The organism is Serratia sarumanii, from assembly GCF_029962605.1.
GTDB classification, from domain to species: Bacteria; Pseudomonadota; Gammaproteobacteria; order Enterobacterales; family Enterobacteriaceae; genus Serratia; species Serratia sarumanii.
The window spans coordinates 3,662,997-3,688,286 of the sequence record NZ_CP124750.1 but is presented as its reverse complement, the minus strand read 5'-3'; the positions used below and the strand labels follow the sequence as shown (position 1 = coordinate 3,688,286).

28 protein-coding genes are annotated in these 25,290 nt (G+C 57.4%); 13 read left to right on the top strand and 15 right to left on the bottom strand.

The genetic code is table 11. The features are described 5' to 3' along the window. Positions 1-176: 176 nt before the first annotated feature. The gene (locus SSARUM_RS17560) at positions 177-392 is read right to left on the bottom strand and encodes a hypothetical protein (protein ID WP_071883832.1); all 216 of its coding nucleotides are present in this window, start codon (positions 390-392) and stop codon (positions 177-179) included. Between the two features lie 311 nt (positions 393-703). On the opposite strand from SSARUM_RS17560, the gene SSARUM_RS17555 reads away from it, so the two are divergent. Beyond that, complete coding sequence (locus SSARUM_RS17555) at positions 704-2,008, top strand: hypothetical protein (RefSeq protein ID WP_060430430.1); 1,305 nt, start codon at positions 704-706, stop codon at positions 2,006-2,008. A gap of 69 nt (positions 2,009-2,077) precedes the next feature. On the opposite strand, the gene speG is transcribed toward SSARUM_RS17555, so the two are convergent. From speG to purM, 3 genes are all read right to left on the bottom strand, one after another. Continuing rightward, the gene (gene speG / locus SSARUM_RS17550; protein ID WP_004941631.1) at positions 2,078-2,629 is read right to left on the bottom strand and encodes a spermidine N1-acetyltransferase; all 552 of its coding nucleotides are present in this window, start codon (positions 2,627-2,629) and stop codon (positions 2,078-2,080) included. Between the two features lie 114 nt (positions 2,630-2,743). Further along, positions 2,744-3,382: a phosphoribosylglycinamide formyltransferase gene (gene purN / locus SSARUM_RS17545; protein ID WP_033648819.1), complete on the bottom strand. Its 639-nt coding sequence runs from the start codon at positions 3,380-3,382 to the stop codon at positions 2,744-2,746. After that, positions 3,382-4,419, bottom strand: coding sequence for a phosphoribosylformylglycinamidine cyclo-ligase (purM, locus tag SSARUM_RS17540; protein WP_039568428.1), 1,038 nt, complete (start codon positions 4,417-4,419; stop codon positions 3,382-3,384). Before purM ends, purN begins: the two co-directional genes overlap by 1 nt. 255 nt (positions 4,420-4,674) lie before the next feature. Here purM and upp point away from each other — a divergent pair, with 255 nt between their 5' ends. The 3 genes from upp (at position 4,675) to SSARUM_RS17525 (ending at position 7,426) form a co-directional block, all read left to right on the top strand. Next, entirely contained in the window at positions 4,675-5,301 is a 627-nt protein-coding gene (gene upp, locus SSARUM_RS17535; protein ID WP_140926546.1) for a uracil phosphoribosyltransferase, read from the top strand. Between the two features lie 76 nt (positions 5,302-5,377). After that, complete coding sequence (uraA, locus tag SSARUM_RS17530) at positions 5,378-6,667, top strand: uracil permease (RefSeq protein WP_021504398.1); 1,290 nt, start codon at positions 5,378-5,380, stop codon at positions 6,665-6,667. A 108-nt stretch (positions 6,668-6,775) separates the two neighbouring features. Beyond that, positions 6,776-7,426 (top strand): DUF421 domain-containing protein, encoded by a 651-nt coding sequence (locus SSARUM_RS17525; RefSeq protein ID WP_060426150.1) that lies wholly within the window; start codon positions 6,776-6,778, stop codon positions 7,424-7,426. 34 nt (positions 7,427-7,460) lie between these two features. Here the strand turns inward: SSARUM_RS17525 and SSARUM_RS17520 are convergent, their stop codons facing one another. Together SSARUM_RS17520 and SSARUM_RS17515 are read right to left on the bottom strand one after the other, a co-directional pair. Further along, the gene (locus SSARUM_RS17520) at positions 7,461-7,709 is read right to left on the bottom strand and encodes a GlsB/YeaQ/YmgE family stress response membrane protein (protein ID WP_033635514.1); all 249 of its coding nucleotides are present in this window, start codon (positions 7,707-7,709) and stop codon (positions 7,461-7,463) included. A 31-nt stretch (positions 7,710-7,740) separates the two neighbouring features. Beyond that, positions 7,741-8,256: a hypothetical protein gene (locus SSARUM_RS17515; RefSeq protein ID WP_033635512.1), complete on the bottom strand. Its 516-nt coding sequence runs from the start codon at positions 8,254-8,256 to the stop codon at positions 7,741-7,743. A 272-nt stretch (positions 8,257-8,528) separates the two neighbouring features. Between SSARUM_RS17515 and hda the strand changes: the two genes are divergently transcribed. After that, positions 8,529-9,230 (top strand): DnaA inactivator Hda, encoded by a 702-nt coding sequence (gene hda, locus SSARUM_RS17510; RefSeq protein ID WP_025159568.1) that lies wholly within the window; start codon positions 8,529-8,531, stop codon positions 9,228-9,230. A 7-nt stretch (positions 9,231-9,237) separates the two neighbouring features. Here the strand turns inward: hda and SSARUM_RS17505 are convergent, their stop codons facing one another. The 4 genes from SSARUM_RS17505 to bepA all read right to left on the bottom strand — a co-directional run bounded on the left by SSARUM_RS17505 (position 9,238) and on the right by bepA (position 12,071). Next, positions 9,238-9,783 (bottom strand): helix-turn-helix transcriptional regulator, encoded by a 546-nt coding sequence (locus SSARUM_RS17505; RefSeq protein ID WP_041036242.1) that lies wholly within the window; start codon positions 9,781-9,783, stop codon positions 9,238-9,240. A gap of 13 nt (positions 9,784-9,796) precedes the next feature. Further along, positions 9,797-10,027 carry a hypothetical protein gene (locus SSARUM_RS17500; protein WP_033644019.1) on the bottom strand — a complete coding sequence of 77 codons (231 nt, stop codon included), beginning with the start codon at positions 10,025-10,027 and terminating at the stop codon, positions 9,797-9,799. 200 nt (positions 10,028-10,227) lie between these two features. Next, on the bottom strand, positions 10,228-10,581 hold the full coding sequence (gene arsC, locus SSARUM_RS17495) for an arsenate reductase (glutaredoxin) (protein ID WP_060430428.1): 354 nt from the start codon (positions 10,579-10,581) through the stop codon (positions 10,228-10,230). 20 nt (positions 10,582-10,601) lie between these two features. Beyond that, positions 10,602-12,071: a beta-barrel assembly-enhancing protease gene (gene bepA / locus SSARUM_RS17490; RefSeq protein ID WP_033635508.1), complete on the bottom strand. Its 1,470-nt coding sequence runs from the start codon at positions 12,069-12,071 to the stop codon at positions 10,602-10,604. Positions 12,072-12,410: 339 nt separating this feature from the next. Between bepA and SSARUM_RS17485 the strand changes: the two genes are divergently transcribed. Beyond that, on the top strand, positions 12,411-12,950 hold the full coding sequence (locus SSARUM_RS17485; protein WP_004941666.1) for an RrF2 family transcriptional regulator: 540 nt from the start codon (positions 12,411-12,413) through the stop codon (positions 12,948-12,950). A gap of 158 nt (positions 12,951-13,108) precedes the next feature. Beyond that, positions 13,109-14,317: an NAD(P)/FAD-dependent oxidoreductase gene (locus SSARUM_RS17480; RefSeq protein WP_060419977.1), complete on the top strand. Its 1,209-nt coding sequence runs from the start codon at positions 13,109-13,111 to the stop codon at positions 14,315-14,317. A 34-nt stretch (positions 14,318-14,351) separates the two neighbouring features. Here the strand turns inward: SSARUM_RS17480 and SSARUM_RS17475 are convergent, their stop codons facing one another. After that, positions 14,352-14,813 carry an Lrp/AsnC family transcriptional regulator gene (locus SSARUM_RS17475; protein WP_033635506.1) on the bottom strand — a complete coding sequence of 154 codons (462 nt, stop codon included), beginning with the start codon at positions 14,811-14,813 and terminating at the stop codon, positions 14,352-14,354. Positions 14,814-15,006: 193 nt separating this feature from the next. Here SSARUM_RS17475 and SSARUM_RS17470 point away from each other — a divergent pair, with 193 nt between their 5' ends. After that, positions 15,007-15,624 (top strand): LysE family translocator, encoded by a 618-nt coding sequence (locus tag SSARUM_RS17470; protein ID WP_039568418.1) that lies wholly within the window; start codon positions 15,007-15,009, stop codon positions 15,622-15,624. Between the two features lie 2 nt (positions 15,625-15,626). Here SSARUM_RS17470 and SSARUM_RS17465 read toward each other — a convergent pair whose 3' ends face one another. After that, the gene (locus tag SSARUM_RS17465) at positions 15,627-16,079 is read right to left on the bottom strand and encodes a GNAT family N-acetyltransferase (protein WP_033635504.1); all 453 of its coding nucleotides are present in this window, start codon (positions 16,077-16,079) and stop codon (positions 15,627-15,629) included. A 392-nt stretch (positions 16,080-16,471) separates the two neighbouring features. On the opposite strand from SSARUM_RS17465, the gene SSARUM_RS17460 reads away from it, so the two are divergent. Both SSARUM_RS17460 and SSARUM_RS17455 read left to right on the top strand, forming a co-directional pair. Beyond that, positions 16,472-17,554: a YncE family protein gene (locus tag SSARUM_RS17460; protein ID WP_033648815.1), complete on the top strand. Its 1,083-nt coding sequence runs from the start codon at positions 16,472-16,474 to the stop codon at positions 17,552-17,554. Between the two features lie 56 nt (positions 17,555-17,610). Next, positions 17,611-19,806 carry a TonB-dependent receptor gene (locus SSARUM_RS17455; RefSeq protein WP_033654586.1) on the top strand — a complete coding sequence of 732 codons (2,196 nt, stop codon included), beginning with the start codon at positions 17,611-17,613 and terminating at the stop codon, positions 19,804-19,806. 72 nt (positions 19,807-19,878) lie between these two features. Here SSARUM_RS17455 and SSARUM_RS17450 read toward each other — a convergent pair whose 3' ends face one another. Beyond that, entirely contained in the window at positions 19,879-20,091 is a 213-nt protein-coding gene (locus SSARUM_RS17450) for a hypothetical protein (protein WP_033648813.1), read from the bottom strand. A gap of 854 nt (positions 20,092-20,945) precedes the next feature. Between SSARUM_RS17450 and SSARUM_RS17445 the strand changes: the two genes are divergently transcribed. Further along, positions 20,946-22,022: an AI-2E family transporter gene (locus SSARUM_RS17445; RefSeq protein ID WP_033635501.1), complete on the top strand. Its 1,077-nt coding sequence runs from the start codon at positions 20,946-20,948 to the stop codon at positions 22,020-22,022. A gap of 43 nt (positions 22,023-22,065) precedes the next feature. Here SSARUM_RS17445 and bcp read toward each other — a convergent pair whose 3' ends face one another. After that, entirely contained in the window at positions 22,066-22,530 is a 465-nt protein-coding gene (gene bcp / locus SSARUM_RS17440) for a thioredoxin-dependent thiol peroxidase (protein ID WP_033635500.1), read from the bottom strand. Positions 22,531-22,532: 2 nt separating this feature from the next. Continuing rightward, entirely contained in the window at positions 22,533-23,138 is a 606-nt protein-coding gene (locus SSARUM_RS17435) for a glycine cleavage system transcriptional repressor (protein ID WP_369783268.1), read from the bottom strand. 110 nt (positions 23,139-23,248) lie between these two features. Here SSARUM_RS17435 and dapA point away from each other — a divergent pair, with 110 nt between their 5' ends. Both dapA and bamC read left to right on the top strand, forming a co-directional pair. Continuing rightward, positions 23,249-24,130 carry a 4-hydroxy-tetrahydrodipicolinate synthase gene (gene dapA, locus SSARUM_RS17430; protein ID WP_033635499.1) on the top strand — a complete coding sequence of 294 codons (882 nt, stop codon included), beginning with the start codon at positions 23,249-23,251 and terminating at the stop codon, positions 24,128-24,130. A 16-nt stretch (positions 24,131-24,146) separates the two neighbouring features. After that, the gene (gene bamC, locus SSARUM_RS17425) at positions 24,147-25,199 is read left to right on the top strand and encodes an outer membrane protein assembly factor BamC (RefSeq protein ID WP_033648812.1); all 1,053 of its coding nucleotides are present in this window, start codon (positions 24,147-24,149) and stop codon (positions 25,197-25,199) included. The last annotated feature ends 91 nt before the right edge of the window (positions 25,200-25,290 follow it).

Here is a 25,290-nt window from a genome sequence, read left to right as displayed (position 1 = left end):
TAAAAAGCCCGCAAAAGTGGGTTTTTTATTACGCAGTAATCAAAAAGTAATGCATTGATTTTATTGTCACTTTAAAATAATTCGGTTTGCAATATATACACATTGCAGAAATATTCGCTTTGATAATGAATATGGTGCATATATCGCTCTGCAATATCTACGATGAAATTGGGTTTTTATCGTCCCCGCCCCGAAACCCGCAATACCAGCCCTATCAACAGCAACGCAGCGCCCGAGGCGTAGAGCGGGAACCAGCGTGTCCACCAGAGCGGGGAAAACAGCGGTACAGCGTTTGAGTTACTGGTGGCGTAGTGGCCATAGAGATTCAATGAAAACGCAATAATTAAAATAATAAGGCTAATAAAGATAAATAAGCTTGATACTTTATGCATGAAATTTCTCGCTCGTAGGTAACATAAAATAGGTCTGAATTTTTATTTAATCTTACCATCTTAATGTGACTCTGTTGTTAACGTTACTCCGTAATGTGAGCGCGTTCATAGAATACTTCCCTTTTTTCGAAAAAAGATAGTCCTATAGGTGTGCATTATTTTATCGGATGATGAATGATCTGTCATCGATTATACAACACATATGACTTTGCATTTTTATATCTGCGGGTAATCTGTCTATTCAAGCCTTGGCTCAGCTCCGTGACAGAAGAGTCAATCTACAATGAGACAGTATAAACAGGAGAAGTAATATGGCGTCATCCAATGCAATGAATATTCTCGACTTTGTTGAGGCGGGCGAAGGAAATAATTTAACTAACGCATTTCTTCGCCTTGCCAAGAAAATTAATGAGAATCCTAACCCGGTCTGGGAATCCCTCGGCGGTAAGGTCATCGTGCCTGCCGGTACCTACAGCATCACTAAGCAGATCGTTTTTTTAAAGCCAGGGGTACACATCGTTGGGGAGGGGATTCAGTCAACGAAGTTACTCCTCACGGCTGACCTGGGGGAGCTGGGGGCCGTTTTCAAATTTGACTCTGATATTGCGGGGTACTCTACCGTTGGCGTGTGCATCAAAGATATCTCGATCAATATGGCCAGTCATACCGGGAGCGCAATTGTTTTACGTAAGCCCTATGACGGTTTTATCCTGGAGAATATCAATATTGATAATTTGGCGGACAGCGGTATCGGCATCGTTATCGAGCCAGATAACGATAATAATCCGTCGGACAAAGTCTCCCAGACGCTAACGGCAGTAAACGTCATCGTAAAACATACCAATATGACGGCAACAGCGCCTTGTTTTTATGCTGAGGCATTACAAGAGGCCGTCTTCATCAATTGCAAAGCGTTTGGCGGCCCAGAGAGCTATGTTAACCAGGCGCCATGCCACGGTTTTTTATTTGTAGATTGCCGCGGTATCACCTTGATTGGCTGCAGCGTGGCGTTTACCGGTTTGCACGGTATTTCTATCGTTTGTTCTAACCGCCCTTCAACAGGGTTCTTCTTGTATGGCACAACGGCAGAATCTTGCAAAGGGATCGTTAAAGCGTCAGGAAGCACCAATGGCAGTGTCAGTCAGCTTTATATTGACTTCGTACGCTCGGAGGGAGGAACGGAGAATACGGTAGGCACCTTTTCACTCAATAAAGTTATCGAGGCCAGCATTAATTCGGGAACGAACTCGGTCACGATCGATAGCCAAAGCGCTCTGGTATCCGTTTCATCTCTTGATGTGGGTAAAGTCAAAAATTCCGGTCAGAACTGCTTGGTCATCGGATTGCCTTCGGGGGCAAATAATGGGTATTCGATTAATGCTAGTGCTTTCAGCGTGGCGAAAGAAGGAACTAAAATTATCAATGGCAATACCGATTTGATTGAAATGCATGCCTCCGGTGCCCGTGTGGTCGCTATCGATTACCCCTGGAGCGAAGGCAATACGTCGCTAAGCCTGCTGACGAACAGAAAAGGGAAGATGGGGTTTGAGCGAGTGTTGCTGGGGGAGGAGAACAGTGCCGGAACCGGTTTTAGAGCGCTTAAAATAGTGAACTAACCGGGCTAATGCCTTTATATGATAGGAAAAAACCCGCCTGCGCGGGTTTTCTCTTTTTCTTGCTGACCGTCACTTCACCAGCGGCTTATCATTGGGCGTTTTGAACTTCGCCAGGTATTGCGGCTGGAAGATGCACATGCGCAGCACGGTGCGGTATTCGCCGTTGACGAAGAACTCGTCGATCAGCTCGCCTTCCACGTTGAAGCCCAGCTTGCTGTAGATGTGGATCGCCTTCGGGTTCTCTTTGTCGACGATCAGGTACAGCTTGTACAGGTTCAACACCGAGAAGCCGTAGTCCATCGCCAGGCGGGCGGCGGTGCTGGCATAGCCTTTGCCCTGGTGGGCGGGATCGATGATGATCTGGAACTCTGCGCGGCGGTGGATGTGATCGATCTCCACCAGCTCCACCAGGCCGACCTTGGCGCCTTCGTGCTCGATGATAAAGCGGCGCTCGCTCTGATCGTGGATGTGTTTGTCGTAGAGATCGGAAAGCTCGACAAAGGCTTCGTAAGGTTCTTCAAACCAATAGCGCATAACGCTGGCGTTGTTGTCCATCTGGTGGACGAACGACAGATCGTCCCGTTCCAATGGGCGTAACCTGACGCTGGCAGTGCTGGACATGTGGGCTCCTCTGTGCCGTGAAATTGTGCAAAGTATAACTTCACAGAATGGATGAAGGCGAAAAAAAAACGGCGCCGCGTGGGCGCCGTTTAGGCAAGGTTCAGGCTGCGCGCATCAGTCGGCGGCGTGGCCCTGCTCAGGCAGGCGTTCGCCGTCCAGCCAGGCGGCGCCATCGCGCATCGCCAGGCGGCCGTCGACGAACCAGCTCACCACCAGCGGATAGATCGTGTGTTCCTGGGTTTGCACCCGTTCAACCACGTCATCCTCTTCGTCGTCAGCGAAAATCGGCACCTTGGCCTGCAAAATCACCGGGCCGCCGTCGAGCTGCTCGGTCACGAAGTGCACCGAGGTGCCGTGTTCGCTGTCGCCGTTGTCGATGGCCTGACGGTGGGTATGCAGCCCGGGGTATTTCGGCAGCAGGGAAGGGTGGATGTTCAGCATGCGGCCGGCATAACGCTGCACGAACTGCGGGCTGAGGATGCGCATGTAGCCGGCCAGCACCACCAGATCGGGCTGGTACTGGTCGATGGCGTCCGCCAACGCGGCGTCGAACGCCGTGCGATCGGCGTAGGCCTTGGCATCCAGCGCCTGGGTGGCGATGCCCGCCGCCTCGGCGCGCTGCAGGCCGTAAGCCTGCGCCTTGTTGCTGAACACCGCCACGATCTCGGCGGCGATGCGGTCCTGCTGGCAGGCGTCAATCAGCGCCTGGAGATTGCTCCCCTGGCCGGAGACCAACACCACGATCTTTTTCATCAGTTGATGACCACTTGTTGTTCGTCGGAAGAGGCGGTCAGTTTACCGATTTTCCACGCTTTTTCACCTGCCGCGGTCAGCAGCGCGATGGCCGCTTCCACTTCGGCTTCCGGCAGGGCGATGACCATGCCTATGCCGCAGTTGAAGGTGCGGTACATTTCATGGCGGCTGACGTTGCCGGCCTGCTGCAGCCAGGTGAACACCGCCGGCCACTGCCAGCTGGCTTCGTCGATCACCGCCTGCATGCCTTCCGGCAGCACGCGTGGAATGTTTTCCCAGAAGCCGCCGCCGGTGAGGTGAGCGATGGCGTGTACGTCCGCCTTCTCGATCAGCTCCAGCACGGACTTCACGTAAATCTTGGTCGGCGCCAGCAGGTGGTCGGCCAGCGGTTTGCCTTCCAGCTGGGTGGCGGTCGGATCGGTGTTGCTCACTTCCAGGATTTTGCGCACCAGCGAGTAGCCGTTGGAGTGCGGGCCGGAAGCGCCCAGGGCGATCAGCGCGTCGCCGGACTGCACTTTGCTGCCGTCGATGATCTCGGATTTTTCGACCACGCCGACGCAGAAACCGGCCACGTCGTAGTCTTCGCCGTGGTACATGCCCGGCATTTCAGCGGTTTCGCCGCCCACCAGCGCACAGCCGGACTGTTTGCAGCCTTCGGCGATGCCGGTGATCACGCTGGCCGCGGTGTCCACATCCAGCTTGCCGGTCGCGTAGTAGTCGAGGAAGAACAGCGGCTCGGCGCCCTGAACCACCAGATCGTTGACGCACATCGCCACCAGATCGATGCCGATGGTGTCGTGGCGTTTCAGATCCATCGCCAGACGCAGCTTGGTGCCCACACCGTCGGTACCGGAAACCAGCACCGGCTCGCGGTATTTCTGCGGCAACGCACACAGGGCGCCAAACCCGCCCAGACCGCCCATCACTTCCGGGCGACGGGTCTGTTTAACTACACCTTTGATGCGGTCTACCAATGCGTTGCCAGCATCGATATCGACACCTGCGTCTTTATAGCTGAGAGAGGTTTTGTCGGTCACTGCGCGATTCCCCACGACGGTTTGCGGTTTGAAAACTGTGCTTCCGATGTTGATTCCGGAATAAGGCGCGGCAATTCTAACAGCGCAGGCAAACGTTTGCGAGCGGCTTGTGAACCGGCTCCGCTTTTTCGTCATCTATACTGATATTCAAACTTTTGTTGATCCCGATCGGGCTATTGTGGGTGGCGCGGCGAAAAAAAGGAGGTATAATCCCGCGATTTTTTTGGCCGCAACCACCTTAATAGGAGAAAAATGATGAAGATCGTTGAGGTGAAACACCCGCTGGTAAAACACAAGCTTGGCCTGATGCGCGAAAATGACATCAGCACCAAACGCTTCCGTGAGCTGGCCTCAGAAGTGGGTAGTTTACTGACCTATGAAGCGACCGCCGATCTGGAGACGGAAAAAGTCACCATCGAAGGCTGGTGCGGGCCAGTTGAAGTGGATCAGATCAAAGGGAAAAAGATTACCGTAGTGCCGATCCTGCGCGCAGGCCTGGGCATGATGGAAGGGGTTTTGGAGCACGTGCCGAGCGCGCGCATCAGCGTGGTGGGCGTATACCGCGACGAAGAAACCCTGGAGCCGGTGCCGTACTTCCAGAAGCTGGTTTCCAACATCGAAGAGCGTATGGCGCTGGTCGTTGACCCGATGCTGGCCACCGGCGGTTCGATGATCTCCACTATCGATCTGCTGAAGAAAGCCGGCTGCCACAGCATCAAGGTGCTGGTTCTGGTGGCGGCGCCGGAAGGCATCGCCGCGCTGGAGAAAGCGCACCCGGACGTTGAGCTGTACACCGCCTCCATCGATCAGTGCCTGAACGACAAAGGCTACATCGTGCCTGGCCTGGGCGATGCGGGCGACAAGATATTTGGTACCAAGTAAACATTTGAGCCGACTTAACGAGTCGGCTTTTTTTTGACTAAAACCTATAAAACCAATAAACCGAGGAAAAGCACACATGACCCGTCGCGCCATCGGCGTCAGCGAGCGCCCGCCGCTGCTCCAGACCATTCCGCTCAGCTTCCAGCACCTGTTCGCCATGTTCGGCGCCACCGTGCTGGTGCCTATCCTGTTCAAGATCAACCCGGCGACCGTGCTGCTGTTCAACGGCATTGGCACGCTGCTGTATCTGTTCATCTGTAAAGGCAAGATCCCGGCCTACCTCGGTTCCAGCTTCGCGTTTATCTCGCCGGTGCTGCTGCTGTTGCCGCTCGGTTACGAAGTGGCGTTGGGCGGTTTCATCATGTGCGGCGTGCTGTTTTGCCTGGTGGCGTTGATCGTGAAAAAGGCCGGCACCGGCTGGTTGGACGTGATGTTCCCGCCGGCGGCGATGGGGGCGATCGTCGCCGTCATCGGGCTGGAGTTGGCGGGCGTGGCGGCCAACATGGCGGGGCTGCTGCCGGCGGAAGGCACCAGCGCCGATTCGACCACCATCACCATTTCGCTGGTGACGCTGGCGGTCACGGTGCTCGGCTCGGTGCTGTTCCGCGGCTTCCTGGCGATTATCCCGATCCTGATCGGCGTGCTGGTGGGCTATGCGCTGTCGTTCTTCATGGGCGTGGTGGATTTGACTCCGATTCGCGAGGCGCACTGGTTCGCGCTGCCGACCTTCTACACTCCGCGCTTTGAGTGGTTCGCCATCTTCACCATTCTGCCGGCGGCGCTGGTGGTGATCGCCGAGCACGTCGGCCACCTGGTGGTGACCGCCAACATCGTGAAGAAAGATCTGATCCGCGATCCAGGGCTGCACCGCTCGATGTTCGCTAACGGTATCTCGACGGTGTTCTCCGGCTTCTTCGGCTCTACGCCGAACACCACCTACGGTGAGAACATCGGCGTGATGGCCATCACCAAGGTCTACAGCACCTGGGTGATCGGCGGCGCGGCGGTGTTGGCGATCCTGCTGTCCTGCATCGGTAAGCTGGCGGCGGCGATCCAGGCGGTGCCGGTGCCGGTGATGGGCGGCGTTTCCCTGCTGCTGTACGGTGTGATCGGCGCCTCGGGCATTCGCGTGCTGATCGAGTCCAAAGTGGATTACAACAAAGCGCAAAACCTGATTTTGACCTCGGTGATCCTGATCATCGGCGTAAGCGGTGCCAAGGTGCATATCGGTGCGGCGGAGCTGAAAGGCATGGCGCTGGCGACCATCGTGGGTATCGGCCTGAGCCTGCTATTCAAGGTCATCAGCCTGTTCCGCAAGGAAGAAGAGGTGCTCGACGCGCCGGACGAACCGGCGGAGCAGAAGTAACGAAAAGGGCAGCCCAGGGGCTGCCCTTTTTACTCGTATTTCTGCCTTTACATCCGTTGGGATAAAGTAGCTGATAGCATTAACAACATCGATTAAAAGGAAAAGGATATGGAGTACTACGGATATATTTTGCTCAAATTTGTTATTGGCTTTGTCATTGTTATCACCCACTTGAACCTGTCCGGAAAGACCCAGCTATCGCAAATGACCCCTGTGGATTTTATCGGCAACTTTGTGCTCGGGGGCATTATTGGGGGCGTTATCTATAGCGATAGCATCCCCTTGTACCAGTATGTCGTTGTACTGCTTATCGGTGTAGGGCTAATTTCTCTGTTGAATGCAATCAGTAAACACTGCAACTTCTTTCGTTCGGTCACTATCGGCAACCCGATACCAATTATAAAAAACGGCCGCTTTTTAATGGAAAATATTTTAGCCAAGAAAAATAAAATCGATATCTTGAACGTTTCCTCACAGCTGCATGCGCAGGGGGTTCACGCTTTTCAAGAGATTGTCTATGCGCAAATTGAGCCGGGCGGTCAGATAACTGCGGTATGTGAGGGAAATGAGCTGCCTTCGATTATCATTATGAAAAATGGCAGAGCCAGGCCTTATGAGCTGCAGGAGATTAATAAAGATGAGGAGTGGTTGAGCCAAACTATCCGTGAACACGGTATAGAGCCGAAAGATATTTTTATTGCTGAGTTTTGGGACGGGAGAACTGCGTTCATTCTTAATGACGGACGCATGGTTAAATAGTGAAAAAGGGGAGCCTCAGCTCCCCAATGTCATATTAGCTGCGAATTTTGCGGTACACGAACAGCACCACGATAGCGCCGATAACCGCTACCACGAAGCTGCCGAAGTTGAAGCCGTCAACCTTGCCGTAGCCGAAGAAGGTGCTGATATAGCCGCCGACCACGGCGCCGATGATCCCCAGCACGATGGTCAGGATAAAGCCGCCGCCGTCTTTGCCGGGCATGATCCACTTAGCCAAAATACCGGCGATCAGGCCGAAGATAATCCAGGAAATAATCCCCATTTACTGCTCCTTACTTTATTGCTGAGTATGCTTATTGCTGGGTGGCCGGCTGCGTATCGCCGTTTACCGCCGCATCGGTCTCTTGTTTCAACTCTTGCGCTTTGTTTTCGGCGCTGCTCTTGATGGCTTCGGTCTTGGCCTTGGCCTGCTCGGTCAGATCGTTAGCGCCGTTGATGGCGTCGTTCTTGATGGCTTTAGCCTGATCCACCAACTGCTGGCTCTGTTTGCCTGCGTCGTCTTTGATCGCGGCGGCTTTGGCCTTGGCGTCGTTGGTGATGGCGTCCGCCTGTTTGGCAGCTTCATCTTTAATCGCCGAGGCTTTGTCTTTCAGCTGGTCAGCCTGGGTGGCGGCCTCTTTTTTGATTTCATCCGCCGTTGCTTTCGCTTTGTCCGTCAGATCGTCCGCTTTTTTCTGGGCGGCGTCTTTCATCTGCTCGGCGCTGTCTTTGGCTTTATCCAGGTTGGCGTCAACCTTGGACGAGTCATCACAGCCGGCAACCAACAACCCGATAAAGGAGGCCAACAGCACTTTATTCCATACTTTCATCGTCTATATCCTTGCAGAAACCTTGTTGATGGTGATTGCATTTAGCCTACCTATACTAGGTCAGATTTTACTTAAATTACAAATTTAACCTGCGCAGGCATGGAGTTAGGGAATGATATCGGACAATTCTTGCCTTGGCGGACACCGCAGCCGATCAAGCGGCGCTTAGGCATTGCTCACTATTGCGGCATAAGATCCTGCCGGTTCAACAGCGCCCGTTTTCTGTGTTAAACTGCCCACGTTTTTCTGCCAGTTTTGGTTGAGGTGCTTCTCTGAATACGCCGGCACAGCTTTCACTGCCACTTTATCTTCCCGATGATGAAACTTTCGCCAGTTTTTATCCGGGCGAGAACCCATCCCTATTAGCCGCGATCCAATCCGCCGTCCGTCAGGAACATGGCAGCTATATCTATTTTTGGTCGCGTGAAGGCGGCGGGCGCAGCCATCTGCTGCATGCGGCCTGCGCCGAGCTTTCGCAGAAGGGCGAGGCGGTGGGCTATGTGCCGCTCGACAAGCGCGCCTACTTCGTGCCTGAAGTGTTGGACGGCATGGAGCAGCTGGCGCTGGTTTGCATCGACAATATTGAATGCATCGCCGGCGACGAAGAGTGGGAGATGGCGATCTTCAACCTCTACAATCGCATTCTGGAAACCGGCCGCACCCGTTTGTTCATCACCGGAGATCGCCCGCCGCGCCAGCTGAACCTGCGTTTGCCGGATCTGGCTTCGCGCCTGGACTGGGGGCAGATCTACAAGCTGCAGCCGCTGTCGGACGAAGAGAAACTGCTGGCGCTGCAGCTGCGCGGCAAACTGCGCGGCTTCGAGCTGCCGGAAGACGTGGGCCGCTTCCTGTTGAAACGGCTGGATCGCGAGATGCGCACGCTGTTTATGACCCTCGATCAACTCGATCGCGCCTCGATCACCGCCCAGCGCAAGCTGACCATCCCGTTCGTTAAAGAGATCTTGGGGCTGTAGCGAGCCATCAAACCTGTTTTTCTGCATGTTCCAGCAGGGAGCTGTAGTGCTCAACCTGCTGGCGTTGCCGATCGCTTCGCAGTTGCAAAGCGAGATTGATATGTTCCAGACACTGCGCATTGTCTGCAAGCCGCGGGTCGATTTTCCCTTGTTGCGCCAACCAGGCCGCCACGTCAGCCCAGCGCCATAACGGTGAGGTGCCGCCGAGCCGTTGAATGGGGGAAGGGAAGCCGCCGGGGCCGCGAGTCCCGTCTTTTAGCATCGCGATCGCCTGACGCGACAGTTCAGTGAGCTCGGCAATATCGCTTAATCCCACCAGGCTGGAGTCTACCGATATCACCTTGGCGCCAATATTTGCAGACTCAATATCACTGATGGCGCTGCAAATCGCGTGCGCAAAGTTATCGCTTTCTCGATCGAACTCCAGGTAGACGGTTTTACCGTAGAAACAGATCAGCGCGTCATCGCATCCCGCTGCATGCAGCGCATCCTCCAACCCGGTGGTATCGGCGGTCACTCCATCTAGCGTCAATGAGAAATGAAAGAGCGTCATGGTGATTCTCCGGTTATTTTTTCTGCGACAGCGCCAGGCAGTGATCGACTTTGCGCCGAATCTGTTTGGCATGTACCTCTGGATTTTTCGGCGTGCTCCAGATGCTCATCATATGTTCTTGATGTCCGGCAAAGGCGCAATGCAGTCGTCCAAATGCGTGCCCTTTGCTGGGGCGAAAATGCCAACCCTGAGAAAGGGCGTAAGCTAATGCCGCCTGGATATGCTTGTCTGGGTGTTTTTTCATCGCTCGTCCAGTGATGCGATTAGGGTAGTGGGGGTGTTGACGGTTGTCAACGCCTGTCTTGCCGTGAGGCTCGGCATTTGTGCAGCATAGCAACAGGAGAAGTTGAGGATGATGAAAAGTATTTATATAACAAACAATTAAAAATAGCCCTGTTCAGGGCTATTGGTATGTTACGGCTCAATAAGAGGCGGGTTGACCGTTTACAAAATCTCCAGCACCTGCTCCGGCGGCCGGCCGATGCGCGCCTTGCTGCCTTTCACCACGATCGGGCGTTCGATCAGTTTCGGGTTCGCCGTCATCGCCGCCAGCAGCTGTTCTTCGCTCAGGCTGCCGTCCGCCAGCTTCAATTCCTTGTACAGGTCTTCTTTCTTGCGCATCAGATCGCGCGCCGATGTGAAGCCCAGTTCCTTCAACAGCTTTTTCAGCTCATCGGCCGACGGGGGCGTTTCAAGGTACAGCACCACCTTGGGATCGACGCCGTGCTGTTCCAGCAGCGCCAGGGTTTCACGGCTCTTGGAGCAGCGCGGGTTGTGGTAAATCGTGACGTTTTTCATGGCGTTCATTCCTTGTTGCATCAGCTGCGCTGGTATTGGCGGAAGCGCTGTTGCAGTTGGCGCAGCTGGTCGATGCGCGCATCGTAGCGCGCCTGTTTCAGGCTGCCGAGTTTTTGCAGCGAGCTGGCATTGCTGAGCAGGCCGATGGCCTGATCGAGCCGGCCGGTCAGCGCCAGGCTTTCGGCGCGGGCCGACAGTTCTTCATCGCGCAGCCCTTGGGCGGCGCTGGCCTGCGCCAGCAGATCCCAGCCGTTCGGATCGTCCGGATGGGCAAAGGTGTAGCGGTTCAGGATCTTCGAGGCCTGCGCCGGCTGGTTGCCTTCGACATAGGCGTTGGCCAGGTTGAGCTGCAGCACCGGGTTGTTGCTCTGGGCGGCGTTGGCCGCCTGCAGCCGGGCGATGGCCTGCGGCGCGCGTTTCTGGCCGAGATCGATGTCGGTCATCAGGTCGATCAGCCAGACGTTTTTCGCATCCTGCGCCAGCATCGGCTGAATGATGTTGCGCGCGTCGTCGTATTTTTTCGCTTCATAGAACAGGATGGCGCGGCCGTATTTGGCGGCCGCCTGTTCGCGCACATTGCCCTTGCTGAGCGAGCCGAGCAGCTCTTCGTTCAGGCCATAGCCTTCCGAGCTGTACATGCCCAGTGCGCGCACCTTGGCCATCAGGTAATCCTGCGAAGACTGCACGATGTGTTTCGGCATCTGGTTGGCGCGGTTGCGCGCGTCGGAAAGGCGGCTGTCCGGCAACGGGTGCGTCAGCAGCATTTCCGGCGGTTTGGAGGCGTAGCGCGACTGATCCGAGAGCTTCTGCAGGAAGTCGGGCATCGCTTCCGGATCGAATCCGGCACGCTGCAGCACTTGAATGCCGATGCGGTCAGCTTCCTGTTCGTTCGATTGGGTAAAGCTGATCATGCCCTGCTGGGTGCCGGCCAGGGTGCCGCTCAGCGCCGCCATGCCCATAGTCGGGTTGGCCATCGCCAGCAGGATGGAGCCGAGCGCGCCCACCCAGGTCAGCGGGGCGTTGCGCTGCTGATCTTCCATTGCGCGCGCCAGGTGGCGCTGGGTGACGTGCGAGATTTCGTGTGCCAGCACCGAAGCCAGCTGGCTTTCGTTGTCGCTGACGCGCAGCAGCGCGGAGTGCAGCACCACGTTGCCGCCGAAGAAGGCGAAGGCGTTGATCTCGTCGTTGCGCACCAGATAGAAATGGAACGGCGTGCGCACCGAATAGGCGCTGGCCACCAGCCGGTTGCCCAACTGGTTGATGTACTGGCTCAGCAGCGGATCGTTGATCAGCGGGGCACTGGCGCGCAGTTGGCGCACGTAGAAATCGCCCATCGCCAGCTCTTGTCCGATGCTCAGGGTGCCGCCGGCGGAGGTGCCCATATCCGGCAACTGATCCTGGCTTTCCGCCTGTGCTGGCGCCAGGGCGGTGGCGTTCAGCGTGCCGAGCAGCAGCACCGCTAACGCGGTTTTGGTCAACCGGTTGGTCATAGTCAGGCGTTTCCCTTAAATAATCATTTCTAAGACGTCAGCAGCAGACAAGAGTTCTTTATTCCCGCGGCGCAATCCGCGCGAAAGTGCGGCGGCTCACAAACCGCGGCGGCGGCACCCATCACATCATAGTCAGCCGCAGGCGACAAGGAAACGTTAGCCGGGCGCGGATCGGGCAAAAAAGTTTTATTTTTCATTTTGAAGGGCGTTTTTTCGTCGCTGGCGGCATGCATTTCGAATAAAACACGGATCAACTTTGTCCGTGTTTTATTGACAAGAGAAACGCAGACTCATATAGTCTGCGTTATTGAAGATTCATTGACGGTCGAAAACGGACACATGGCGTACATCACAACCAGCGTTGAATATGGCATCCACTGCCTGCTGTGGCTGGTCGGCGATAACCAGCGCGCGCTCAGCAGCCGCGAACTCGCCGAGCTGCAAGGCATCTCCCCCAGCTTTCTGGCCAAGATTTTCCCCAAGCTGGAAAAGGCAGGGATCGTCGCCGCCAGTGAAGGGGTGCGCGGCGGTTATCGTCTGGCGCGCCCGGCGGACGAGATCAGCTTCCTGGAGATCATCGACGCCATTGAAGGGCACAAGCCGCTGTTCGATTGCCAGGAGGTGCGCGGGCGCTGTGCGGTGTTCGACGATTCCCCGCCGGATTGGGCGGTTTCCGGCAAATGTGCCATCCACGCGGTGATGCTGCAGGCGGAGAAGGCGATGCGCGACGCGCTGGCGGCGCAGACCCTCGGCGCCGTCGCGGCCCGCTTTGGCCGCAAGGCGCCGCAGGGCTTCTTCGGTGAGGTCAACCTCTGGCTCGACGAGCGCATGACGGAACGCACCGCGCGCAGCGGAAAAACGGCGCGCGCCAAGACCTAACCACCGCCTTTCCTTAAAGCGAAACACACTTTTCCCGCCTCTTCGGAAGGGGCGGGCGGGCCTTCTGCACCCTGTTACGGGAGCGGAACGGCATCGTTCATCCGAAAACTTGCGGGCAGCCTTATCGCCCGGTTAACCCTGTATGAAGGAGTCATCCCATGACGCAGAAAATAGTGATTGCCGGTTCCGGTTTTGCCGGTTTTTGGGCCGCCGTGTCCGCCATGCGCGCCATTAACATCGCCGGTAAGCATGACGATATCGAGGTGCTCATGGTCTCGCCGACGCCCACGGTCACCATCCGGCCGCGCCTGTATGAAGCGGTGCTGGAAAACATGAACCCGGACATTTCCGCGCAGCTCGCCGCCGTCGGCGTGCGCCACCTGGCCGGGACGGTAGAACGCATCGACGCCGCCGCCAAAACGCTCACGGTGGCGCAGGCGACGGGGGGATCCCTTGAGCTGGTCTACGACCGCCTGGTGTGGGCCACCGGCAGTCGGCTCTCCGTGCCTGCGGTGCCGGGCTTTGCCGAATACGGTTTCAACGTCGATACGCTGGAAAGCGCGCAGCGTTTGGATGCCCATATCAAAGCGCTGGCGGCCAAACCCTCGACGCCGGCGCGCAACACCGCCGTGGTGGTGGGTGCGGGGCTGACCGGGCTGGAGAGCGCGGCGGAGATGCCGCAGCGGCTGCGGGATGTGCTGGGCAAAGACGAGAACGTGCGCGTGGTGATCGTCGATAGCGCGCCGGAAGTGGGCGCCGGGATGGGGGCGGAGCCGGGGGCGGTGATACGCCAGGCGCTGGCGGAGTGCGGCGTGGAGGCGCGGGCCGGCCTGCGCGTCTCGGCCATCGACGCCGAGGGGGTGATGCTGTCGAACGGTGAGCGCATCGCCGCCAACACGGTGATCCTGGCGGCGGGCGTGCGGGCGCATCCGCTGACCGAGCAGATCCCCGGCGAGCGCGACGGCAACGGCCGGGTGATCGGCGATGCCTTCCTGCGCGCGCCGGCGGCGGCGGGCATTTTCGTGACCGGGGATACGGTGAAGGCGGCGACCGACGATCTCGGCAACCACAACCTGATGACCTGCCAGCATGCGATGAGTCTTGGCCGCGTGGCCGGCCACAATGCGGCGGCGGAGCTGGCGGGATTGCCGACGCACCCGTACAGCCAGCCGAAGTATGTGACCTGTCTGGATCTGGGGCCTTGGGGCGCGCTGTATACCGAAGGCTGGGATCGCCAGGTGCGTTTTACCCGTCAGGAAGGCAAAAAGATTAAGCAGGAGATCAATACGCAGTGGATTTATCCACCGGCGGCGGATCGCGAGGCGCTGTTCGCCGTAGCCAATCCGGATTTCGTGATTGTGCCTTAAAGAAGTCAAAACGGGAGCGGCAACGCTCCCGTCGTCATTTTCCCAGCGGCAGGAATGAACGCTCCGGCACTACGGTTTTCATCACCAGGGTGGAGCTCAGGCGCTGCACGCCCGGCAGAGCGGAGAGTTTCTCGTCGTAAAGCTGTTGAAAGGCGGGCAGATCGCGGGCGATCACGTGCAGCAGATAGTCCGGATCGCCGAACAGCCGCTGCGCCTGCACCACCTGCGGAATGTCCATCATGGCGTTTTCGAAGGTTTCAACGGCGCGGCGATCGCCTTCGCGCATGGTGACGAACACCAGGGCGGAAAAGTTATAGCCCAGGCTGCCGGGATCGAGCTGGGCGCGGTAACCTCTGATCACCCCGGATTCCTCTAACGCCCGCACCCGGCGGTGGCAGGGGGATACGCTCAACCCGATCCGCTCGGCCAGCTCGGTCACCGACAAACGGCCGTCAGCCTGCAGTTCAGCAAGAATCTTGCGATCAATCTTATCCATTTAGAAGAATTTCCCCGCTTATGCCGATTTCAGGCAAGTAATTGAAAGCACATTTTAATCCCTTGAGGATATTCTTGCCATCTGTTGAACGATTTTGACGGCCGCCGCGGCAGGCGGGGCCGTTCTTCTTCCACGAGGAAAGCGCAATGGTTCTCTGTTCGGTGTGGCGCAGCGCGTTTGAGAGGGCGGCGGTATGACGCTCGCTCTGTTCGCCGCTTTTTGGGCGGTATCGATTTTATTGGTGATCACGCCGGGTATGGATTGGGCCTATGTGATCTCGGCGGGCATTCGCGGCCGGGTGGTGGTGCCCGCCGTCGCCGGTTTGCTGTTTGGCCATTTGTTGATGATTGCGAGCGTGGTGGCGGGCGTCGGCGCGCTGCTGATCGGCAACCCGCTGGCGCTGACGGCGCTTACCTTGCTGGGAGCGGCTTACCTCTTGTGGATCGGTTGCAACATGCTGCTGCACCCGCCGGTGCCCGGCGCCGGTGAAGATCAGCGTTCCGACTCCTGGCTGCGCTGGGCCGGCAAGGGCGTGTGCGTCAGCGGCCTGAACCCCAAGGTGTTTCTGCTGTTTTTGGCGCTGCTGCCGCAGTTTACCGACGCCCGGGCCGAATGGTCGGTGCCGATGCAGATGCTGGCGTTGGGCGTCGTGCATTTGATCAGCTGCGGCCTGGTGTATCTGCTGGTGGGATTCGGATCGCAGTCGGTACTGCGCACGCGCCCACAGGCTGCGAAGGTGGTGGGGCGCATCTCCGGCGCGGCGATGATCGTCATCGCCCTCGGGCTGCTGGCCGAACAGGCGCTGAAATAGCATTACCGCCGATAGATGTCCGGCCGGGCGATCTGCCAGACAAAGTCGGGGCGGTTGATGGCGCTATAGCCCACTTTTTCATAGAGCCAGGGGGCGGTGCTGGTGACCAGCATGACTCGCCGCAGCGTCGCCATCAGCGGATGGGCCTGGCAGCATTCCGCCAGCCACAGACCCAGCCCGCTTTTTTGGTACGTTTCCAGCACGTACACGTCGCACAGATAGCCGAAAGTGGCGTAATCGGTAACCAGCCGGGCGAAACCGATCTGCCTGGCGCCGTGATACAAACCGAAGCACAGGCTGTGGGCGAGGGACTGGCGGACGGTCTCTTTATCAATGCCTTCCGCCCATGACGAACGGGTCAGAAATGCATGGATGGCATCGAGATCCAGCAGAGCGGGATCGGTGCTGACGAGATAGTCCGCACGCTGCCACTCCCGTGGGGCAGGGGTTGTCATGAGGGGGCTTCTCCTGTTGTCTGTTCGTTCGTTGTTAAGTGCCTGTACGCAGGGTGAGGCCGTTTATCGACGGTGTAAGGCGAGATAACCATGCACGGCACCGGGATCGATAGCTGGCGGATTGGTTTTGATAATACGAGATGTCGCCATGACTTTTAGAGAAGGAAGGAAAATAATTACGCTTGATTGCGTAAATAATAATGAGTATGTTTCTCATTCTCTTTGTTGTTCGCGGGCGCACGAAGGAGTTATTAGCCTGCATTAGCGTGATGGTTGATTCACAGGGAAACACTGAGACGCGCGGTGGCGCTCATTTCTCGTGATGAGAAAGCTCAAAACTAAACTGCAGAGCCCGCCGTAAACACCGTTTTGAATGGTCAAGGATTTCCCCGATGAAAATGAAAATCTCTGTGCTCGCCCTGCTGACGGGTATGGCGCTAAGCGGCTGTGCGCCGCACCAAACCAATTCCTCTTCTCCTGCTGTGCAACCTCTCGCGCAAGTGGCGCAATCCGACAGCGTCGTCAAACGCCAACTGGCTTATGGCTTGTATGAAATGGCGCTGACGCCAGGGGGAGATGCGCTGTACGTCGCCAGCGCCGAAAGTTTTAAAGATGTGCAGGGCGGCGTGGTCTATAAGCTGGACGCCAAGACCCTGAAAACCCTTGGCACGACGCATACCGACCTGAAAAATTTCGCCATGCAGGCCGCTGCGGATGGGAAAACCCTTTATGTCAGCAATTCGCTGGACGGCGGCATCAGCGCAATCGGCGCCGCCGACGGTAAGGTGAAAGGGCGTTTGCTGTTCAGCGAGCGCAATGAGAAAGGGTTGCCGTATGGTGCGCGCCAAATTCTGGCTCACGACAACACGCTGTATGTGGGGGCGGTGGCCGACCCGGCGCAAATTTGGGTGGTTGACGCTGAATCGCTCAAGCTGAAAACGCGCATTAAAAATACCGGCAAATGGATGACCGGCCTGCATTACTCCGAACAGACCCAACGCGTGTATGCCGCCAATGGCAGCGGCGAGATCCTGGTGATCAACCCGCGTTCCAACCGCATCGAAAAACGCTGGAAACCGTTGGGAGACCAACCCGCACTGCTGCTCAATATGGCGGAGGACGAGGCTACCGGTCGTTTGTTCGTCACCGACAACTCCAAGGCGAAGACCACGCTGGTCTTGGATATTCACACCGGGAAGTTATTGAAGCGGCTTGATGTGGGCGACTCTTTGGCTGTCGTTTTCAATCCACGGCGCAACGAAATTTACATCTCGCAGCGTGAATCCGGCAATGTGCTGAGCCTGGATGCGACGACCTATGCGGTGAAACAGCGCTGGCCGCTGCCGCCGAATCCAAACAGCTTGCTGCTGTCGGCAGACGGCCAGACATTGTTCGTTACGGTCAAACAGCCGTTTAACAAAGATCATTCCACTCAGGGGCCGGACAGCGTGGTTCGCATCGCGTTGAATAAATAAGCCCCATCGGCCCGGCGACGGGCCATTTAACTTTTATCCTCATTCATGAGTGAATTATGCACAACACCAGTACAACGAATTTCCCTTTACGTAAAACGCTGCTGGCGCTGACTATTGGCGCGCTGAGCCAGGGGGCGCTGGCCGCAGACGGCGGCGCCAAGAAAAACCAGGAGGACACCCTGGTTGTCCGGGCCGAAAAACACGGCGATTTCAACTCCGGCGGCAATGATTTGGTGCCCGCCTACCTGGATGGACAGGTCGCCCACGGCGGCCGCCTGGGAATGTTGGGCGAACAGAAAGCGATGGACGTTCCGTTCAACGTCATAGGTTATACCGCGAAGCTGGTACAGGATCAGCAGGCGAAGACCATCGCCGACGTGGTCAGCAACGACGCGGGTGTACAGGCGGTGCAGGGGTACGGTAACTTCGCCGAAACCTATCGTATTCGCGGTTTCCAACTGGACGGCGACGACATGACGATGGGCGGGCTGCCGGGCGTGGTGCCGCGCCAGGTGATGGATACCCAGATGCTGGAGCGGGTGGAGATCTTCAAAGGGGCGAACGCCCTATTGAACGGCCTGGCTTCCAGCGGCGTTGGCGGCATGATCAATCTTGAACCGAAGCGGGCGGAAGAAACGCCGACCACCCAGATCGGCCTCGACTACACCTCCGATTCTCAGGTGGGCGGCACGCTGGATCTGGGCCGCCGTTTTGGTGACGACAACCAGTTTGGCGCTCGCGTCAACCTGGTGCACCGTGAGGGTGAAACGGCGGTTGAGGATGATAAGCGGCGCACGACGCTGGCATCAGTTGGGCTGGACTATCGCGGCGATCGTTTCCGTTCATCGTTGGACTTCGGTTATCAGAAAAAGACCTTCCATGGGGGAACGATGGGGGTCAACATCAGCGGCATCGATGTGATACCCGCGGTGCCTGACACCCGTAAAAATTACAGTCAGCAGTGGGGCTACAGCGATATCGAGAACGAATTCGGCATGGCGAAAGCGGAATATGATTTAACCCGCGACTGGAAGGCCTATGCCGGCTTGGGCGCGCAGCATGGCCATGAAACCGGTGTTTACAGCGCACCGAAGCTCATCAACGCCAACGGCGACGCCACGGTTGGGCGCCTGGACACCAACCGCATTATCGACGCTTTCAGCGGCATGGCGGGGCTTGAGGGCAAGTTCACGACCTGGGCGGTTTCGCATCGGGTCAACGTCGGCTATTCCGCGCAGATTAAACGCGACAAAACCGCGTGGCGCATGTCCGCCAACAATCCGACGACCAATATCTACGATAACCATGATGTCGCAATACCGGACAATGCCTATTTCGGCGGCAACTACAGCGATCCGCTGACCACGGCGCGTAACCGGACGCAGGGCTGGTTGTTCAGCGATACGTTGGGCTTTTTCGGCGACCGGGTGTTGTTAACGGCGGCGGCGCGCCATCAGAAAGTGGTGGTGCGTAATTACAGCAACGCCACCGGCCTGGAGGATACCGCCTCCCGTTATACGCAAAGCCGCTGGATGCCGACGTTCGGGCTGGTCTACAAGCCGTGGGAAACGGTGTCGCTTTATGCCAACCATACCGAGGCGTTGCAGCCTGGCGGCATTGCGCCGAAAGAGGCGGCTAACTTCGGGCAGAGTACCGGTATCGCCCGTTCCAAGCAAAATGAAGTGGGCGTGAAAGTTGATTTCGAACGCGTGGGCGGTTCGTTGGCGTTGTTTGAAATCAAAAAGCCGGCCACCATGATCGACAGCAACAACTACTACACGTTGAACGGCGAGCAACGTAACCGCGGCGTGGAGTTGAATGTATTTGGCGAACCGGCCTTCGGCCTGCGCCTTAACGGCAGCGCTACCTGGCTTTCGCCCGAGCTGACCAAAACCCAGGGCGGCCGTAACGATGGCAAAGACGCTATCGGCGTAGCGCACTTCTACGCGGTGCTGGGGGCGGAATACGATATCAGGCCGGTCGATGGCCTGACGGCGACGGCGAAAGTGCGGCATACCGGTTCGCAATATGCCGACTCCGCCAATACCAAAAAGCTCGATAGTTTCACGACCCTGGATCTCGGCCTTCGCTATCGCATGCGTTTGAATGAGGATCAAAATACGCTGGTATGGCGTGTGGGGTTGGACAACGTCACGAACGAGAAGTATTGGTCCGGCGTAGAAAGCAATGGCACTTACGTCTTCCAGGGACAGGCGAGAACGCTGAAAGCGTCGGTAACTTACGACTTCTAAGCGATACAGAAACGACGGCGGCCCACATGTGATGGGGCGCCGGTTTCTTCGTCACCGGGGGATCGTTTTTCACTATGACCGATGGGTGAGCACGCTGATCAGATCCAGCGCGTCGTCCGCCGCCGCGATTTCGCTTTCGCTGAGCGCCTGCCGTTCGATGAAGCTCTCGATGGCTTCCAGCAGGGAGAAGACGCTGATTTCATCCCCTATCTTCACGACTTCGCAAACGCCACGCCCGATCGCCAGACAGATGGCTTCATCAAATTCACACGGTTTGCTGTTCATCTTTTTTCCCCTACGGCGTTTGGGATGATATCGGCCATGCTACCGGTTTTTGCCCGGCGGCTGTCTGACGAAAATCTCATTTTTTCGTTGATGCTGGCGGGCGCACGATCGCGTGCAGTGGCGAAATTCTGATTTCCTCACCGTGGCCAAATTTCCCTTGTGACCGCCGTGCCGGCGCGGTATTGTCGCCAAATGACGACAATACCGCCTCATTGTCCGCATAAAAAATTCATGACGTTATCATCCCTTCATCCCGCTGCCGTGCGGGATTTTTTTATGAGGTTTATCTCAAAGTGCGGATAACCTCGACGCGATCGCTTGCCATGCTCTGGGAATAATCCTAGCTTGAAATAGTCATTTAGGGTTAGCAATCCCTCATGACCTCCTTGTAACACTTGATGCACCAGAACGTTTTCTCCCCCGCTGCGGCGGGGGTTTTTAATGACGTGCATCAGAAAAGGCCGCAACGCAAGAACCGACAGAGTTCGTGACGATAATCAGTTTAAGCATCAGGGGATGGGAAAATGAAAAATGATCTGGCGGCGGCGATCGCGATTGGCTGTGTGCTGTTGTTCGCATTGGCGGTCGGTTCGCCCCTTTCTATCGGTACCTCGCTGTAATCTTCCGCGGCCCCGTTCGGGGCCGCTCACCGCGCCTGTCGCCGCGTCTGCGGATTTTTGCGCCGATCGCCTGCCCACGCGATAAAATCAGCCAAATTGCGGTTGATGTATGGCGAACTTTGAGTACTCTGAGTGCTTTGCACACCTCGCGTGCGCCCGTTCTATCTATGCTTTAATCACGCCCATCACAGGAATCGCCATGCCCGCCCGTCAAACCTCGAGGAGCCCGCTCTGATGCTGGAGATGTTATTACAGTGGTACCGCCGCCGCTTCACCGATCCGCAGGCTATCGCGCTGCTGGTGATCCTGGTTGCCGGCTTCCTCATTCTCTATTTTCTGCACGGCATTCTGACCCCGTTGCTGGTCGCCATCGTGCTGGCCTATCTGCTGGAGTGGCCGACCGCGCGCCTGCAGCGCATCGGCTGTTCGCGCACCTGGGCGGCGAGCATCATGCTGCTGGTGTTCGCGGGCGTCGCCATGCTGCTGGTGTTCGTCGTCGCGCCAACCGCCTGGCAACAGGGCATCAATCTGATGAGCGATCTGCCGGGCATGCTCAACCAGTTCTATAACTTCGCCGCGACGCTGCCGAAGCGTTACCCGGCGCTGGTGGATGCCGGCATCATCGACATGATGGCGGAAAACCTGCGCAGCCGGCTGTCCGGCATGGGCGAGTCGGTGGTGAAATTCTCGCTGGCGTCGCTGGTCGGCCTGCTGACGTTGGCTATCTACCTGATCCTGGTGCCGATGATGATGTTCTTCCTGCTGAAAGACAAAGAGCAGCTGCTGAACGCGGTGCGCCGCGTGCTGCCGCGCAATCGCGGCCTGGCGGGGCAGGTCTGGAACGAGATGAATCAGCAGATCACCAACTACATTCGTGGCAAGGTGCTGGAGATGGTGATTGTCGGCGTGGCGACCTACCTGGTGTTCGCCGTGCTGGACATGCGCTATTCGCTGCTGCTGGCGGTGCTGGTGGGCTTCTCGGTGCTGATCCCCTACATCGGCGCGGTGCTGGTCACCATACCGGTGGTGGTGGTGGCGCTGTTCCAGTGGGGCGTCGGCGCCGATTTCTGGACGCTGATCGTCGCCTATCTGGTGGTGCAGGGGCTGGACGGCAACCTGCTGGTGCCGATCCTGTTCTCCGAAGCGGTCAACCTGCATCCGCTGGTGATTATCCTTTCTGTGATCGTGTTCGGCGGGATGTGGGGCTTTTGGGGGGTGTTTTTCGCCATTCCGCTGGCGACGCTGGTGAAGGCGGTGATTCACGCCTGGCCGGATGAACTGCGGGTCGAGGTGGAAGACGAGGCCGGCTGAGAGGGAATAACGAAGCGCAGCAGGCCGCTGCGCTTCGTGAGATTTACTGCTGCAGGTAGTTCAAAACGATGTCGTGGTGATTGGTGGTTTTGAAATCATCAAACACTTTTTCAATCTTGCCTTTGGCGTCGATCAGGAAACTGATGCGGTGAATACCGTCGTAGGTCTTGCCCATGAAGGTTTTCTCGCCCCACACGCCAAACTGTTGCGACACTTGATGATCTTCATCAGACAACAGCGTGAAGTTGAGCAGCTCCTTTTCGGCGAAGCGCGACAGTTTTTCCGGTTTGTCGGTGCTGATGCCCAGCACTTCGACGCCGGCCTTTTTCAATTCGTCCATGTTGTCCCGCAGGCCGCAGGCTTGCACGGTGCAGCCCGGCGTCATCGCCTTCGGATAGAAGTAAACCAAAACTCGCTGTCCCTGGAAGTCGGCCAAATTAATTTCCTCACCGTCCTGGTCAGGCAAACTAAATTTCGGCGCTGTGTCACCGGCTTTCAATGGGCTCATCACTACTCTCCATCTTTCTCGTCATGCTGTGGATAGTTCACCACGCTAATACTGCCTTGCGCGTTCAATTCTGTACATAGGCGATGGAAGGCTTGCTCAATATTTGAGGCGTCCCGATCGCCGGAGCTGTGGGCGGTGATTTGGATATACAGCTGCGGCGGCAGGTCGCCGTCCGCCGGCTGCGTGCGCGAGACCAGTTCGGCGATATTCATCTGGCTGGAGTCGAACAGATCGGTAAAGCGTTCGATGATGTGCGGCGAGTCCTTCACTTCCACCTGCACCCACACCGTGGCCGGCATCGGCGGCCTTTCGTGCGAGTTTGTGCGTTTCATCACGATCAGCAGATCCAGCTCCGCGCCTTTTTGCGGCAGGGTGGATTCGATCAGGGTGATGGCGTTCCAACTGCCGGACAGCAGCATGATGAACGTGAACTCCTCTCCCAGCATGGCCAGACGGCTATCTTCGATATTGCATCCGCAACTGCTGACGTGGCGGGTGATGGTATTGACGATTCCGGGGCGGTCGGCGCCGAGCGCGGTAATCACGAGATAGTGTTCGTCTGACTGAGGCAAAATAGCGCTTCCTGTCGTGCTTAATGGGGTTACCATGGTAAACATAAAAAAAACCGCCTGCCAAGCGCTTACAACGCGGTTGTGCGCTTGCTTTTGGATAGGCAGCAAAAGTACCATGAGTGACTTGTTTGTGGAGGGGACGGCCAATGTTTACGGGAAGTATTGTTGCACTGGTTACGCCGATGGACGACAAAGGTGCTGTCGATCGCGCGAGCCTGAAAAAATTGATCGATTATCATGTAGCCAGTGGCACCGCGGCGATCGTTTCCGTAGGGACCACCGGCGAGTCCGCAACGCTTGCCCATGACGAGCACGTTGACGTGGTGCTGCAGACGCTGGAGCTGGCCGACGGCCGCATTCCGGTGATCGCCGGCACCGGCGCCAACGCCACCGCCGAAGCCATCGCGCTCACCACCCGCTTCGCCAACACCGGCGTGGTGGGCTGCCTGACGGTGACGCCGTACTACAATAAGCCGACGCAGGAAGGGCTGTATCAGCACTTCAAGGCGATCGCCGAGAGCACCGAGCTGCCGCAGATCCTGTATAACGTGCCTTCGCGCACAGGCTGCGACATGCTGCCGCCGACCATCGCTCGGCTGGCGAAAATCAAGAATATTGTTGCTGTAAAAGAAGCGACGGGGAACTTAAGTCGCGTTAGTCAGATCCAAGTGCTGGTTGACGATGAAGACTTCATTTTGCTGAGCGGCGACGACGCCAGCGGGCTGGACTTCATGCAACTGGGCGGCAAAGGGGTGATTTCCGTGACGGCCAACGTGGCCGCGCGCGAGATGGCGGAACTTTGCGCGCTGGCGGCGCAGGGCAAGTTTGCGCAGGCGCGCCGCTTAAATCAGCGCTTGATGCCGTTGCATCAGGATCTATTTGTAGAAGCAAACCCAATTCCGGTGAAGTGGGCCTGTAAGGCGTTGGGATTGATGGCAACCGATACGCTGCGTCTGCCGATGACGCCGTTGAGCGAAGCCGCCCGCCCGGTGGTGGAGCGCGCGCTGAAAAGCGTCGGTTTGCTGTAACTCTAAGGGAAATTTGATGGCTTATTCATTGCAAAAGTCGACGGTAGCAAAAGTAGTGGGCATCTCTTTGGTGATGATGCTGGCGGCCTGCAGCAGCGATCAGCGCTACAAGCGCCAGGTCAGCGGCGACGAGGCCTACCTCGACGCGGCTCCGCTCAAGGCGCTGAACGCGCCGTCCGGCATGATCCTGCCGGTGCAGAGCGGCAACTATGACGTTCCCGCCACGACGCTGCAAGGCAACGTCGGCAAGCAGTTGGACATTCGTCCGCCGGTGCAGCCGTTGGCGCTGCTGAGCGGTTCTCGCGCGCAATACGCCGGCGACAGCGGCACGCTGCTGCTGGAAAACAGCCCGCAGAACCAGAACCTGTGGTCGCGCGTGGTCAGCCTGCTGCAGGCGAAGAACATCGCGATCGCTTCGCGCCAGGACGCCGGTCAGACCCTGACCACCGACTGGGTGAAGTGGAACCGTCTGGACGAAGACAACCAGTACGAAGGCCGTTATCAGATCAGCGTGCAGCAACAGGGCTACCAGCAGGCGCTGGTAGTGAAAAGCGTTGGCCTGCAGCAGCAGGGCAAGACCGAACAGGTGACCGATCAGTCTGAGATCCAGCGCTACAACGGCATGATGATCAACACCCTGATCGAAGGCCTGGACAAGCAGGACAACCTGGCGAGCAGCCAGACCGCCAGCCGTTTCGGCGCGCTGGACGTGCAGAGCGGCGCCGATGACACCGGCCTGCCGATGCTGGTGGTGCGCGGCCCGTACACCGTGGTGTGGGATCGCCTGCCGCCGGCGCTCGAAAAACTGGGGATGAAAGTGGGTGACCGCAGCCGTCCGCAGGGCACCGTCGCCGTGACCTACAAGTCCCTGAGCAGCAGCGATTGGGATGCGTTGGGCGTCAAGGATCCTGAACTGGCGGAAGGGGATTACAAGCTGCAGGTCGGCGATCTCAACAACCGCACCAGCCTGCAATTCATCGATCCGAAAGGCAAACCGCTGACCCAGTCGAAAAACGACGCACTGGTGGCGGCATTCCAGTCTGCCTTCAGTAAAACCAGCGTTAACTAATCGAAAAGGGGCTGCGGCCCCTTTTTGTTTTGTCTATACGGTATCGTTTGCGTCGCAGGTTTGGCACAATAGTGCCCGGCACGCCAAAGAA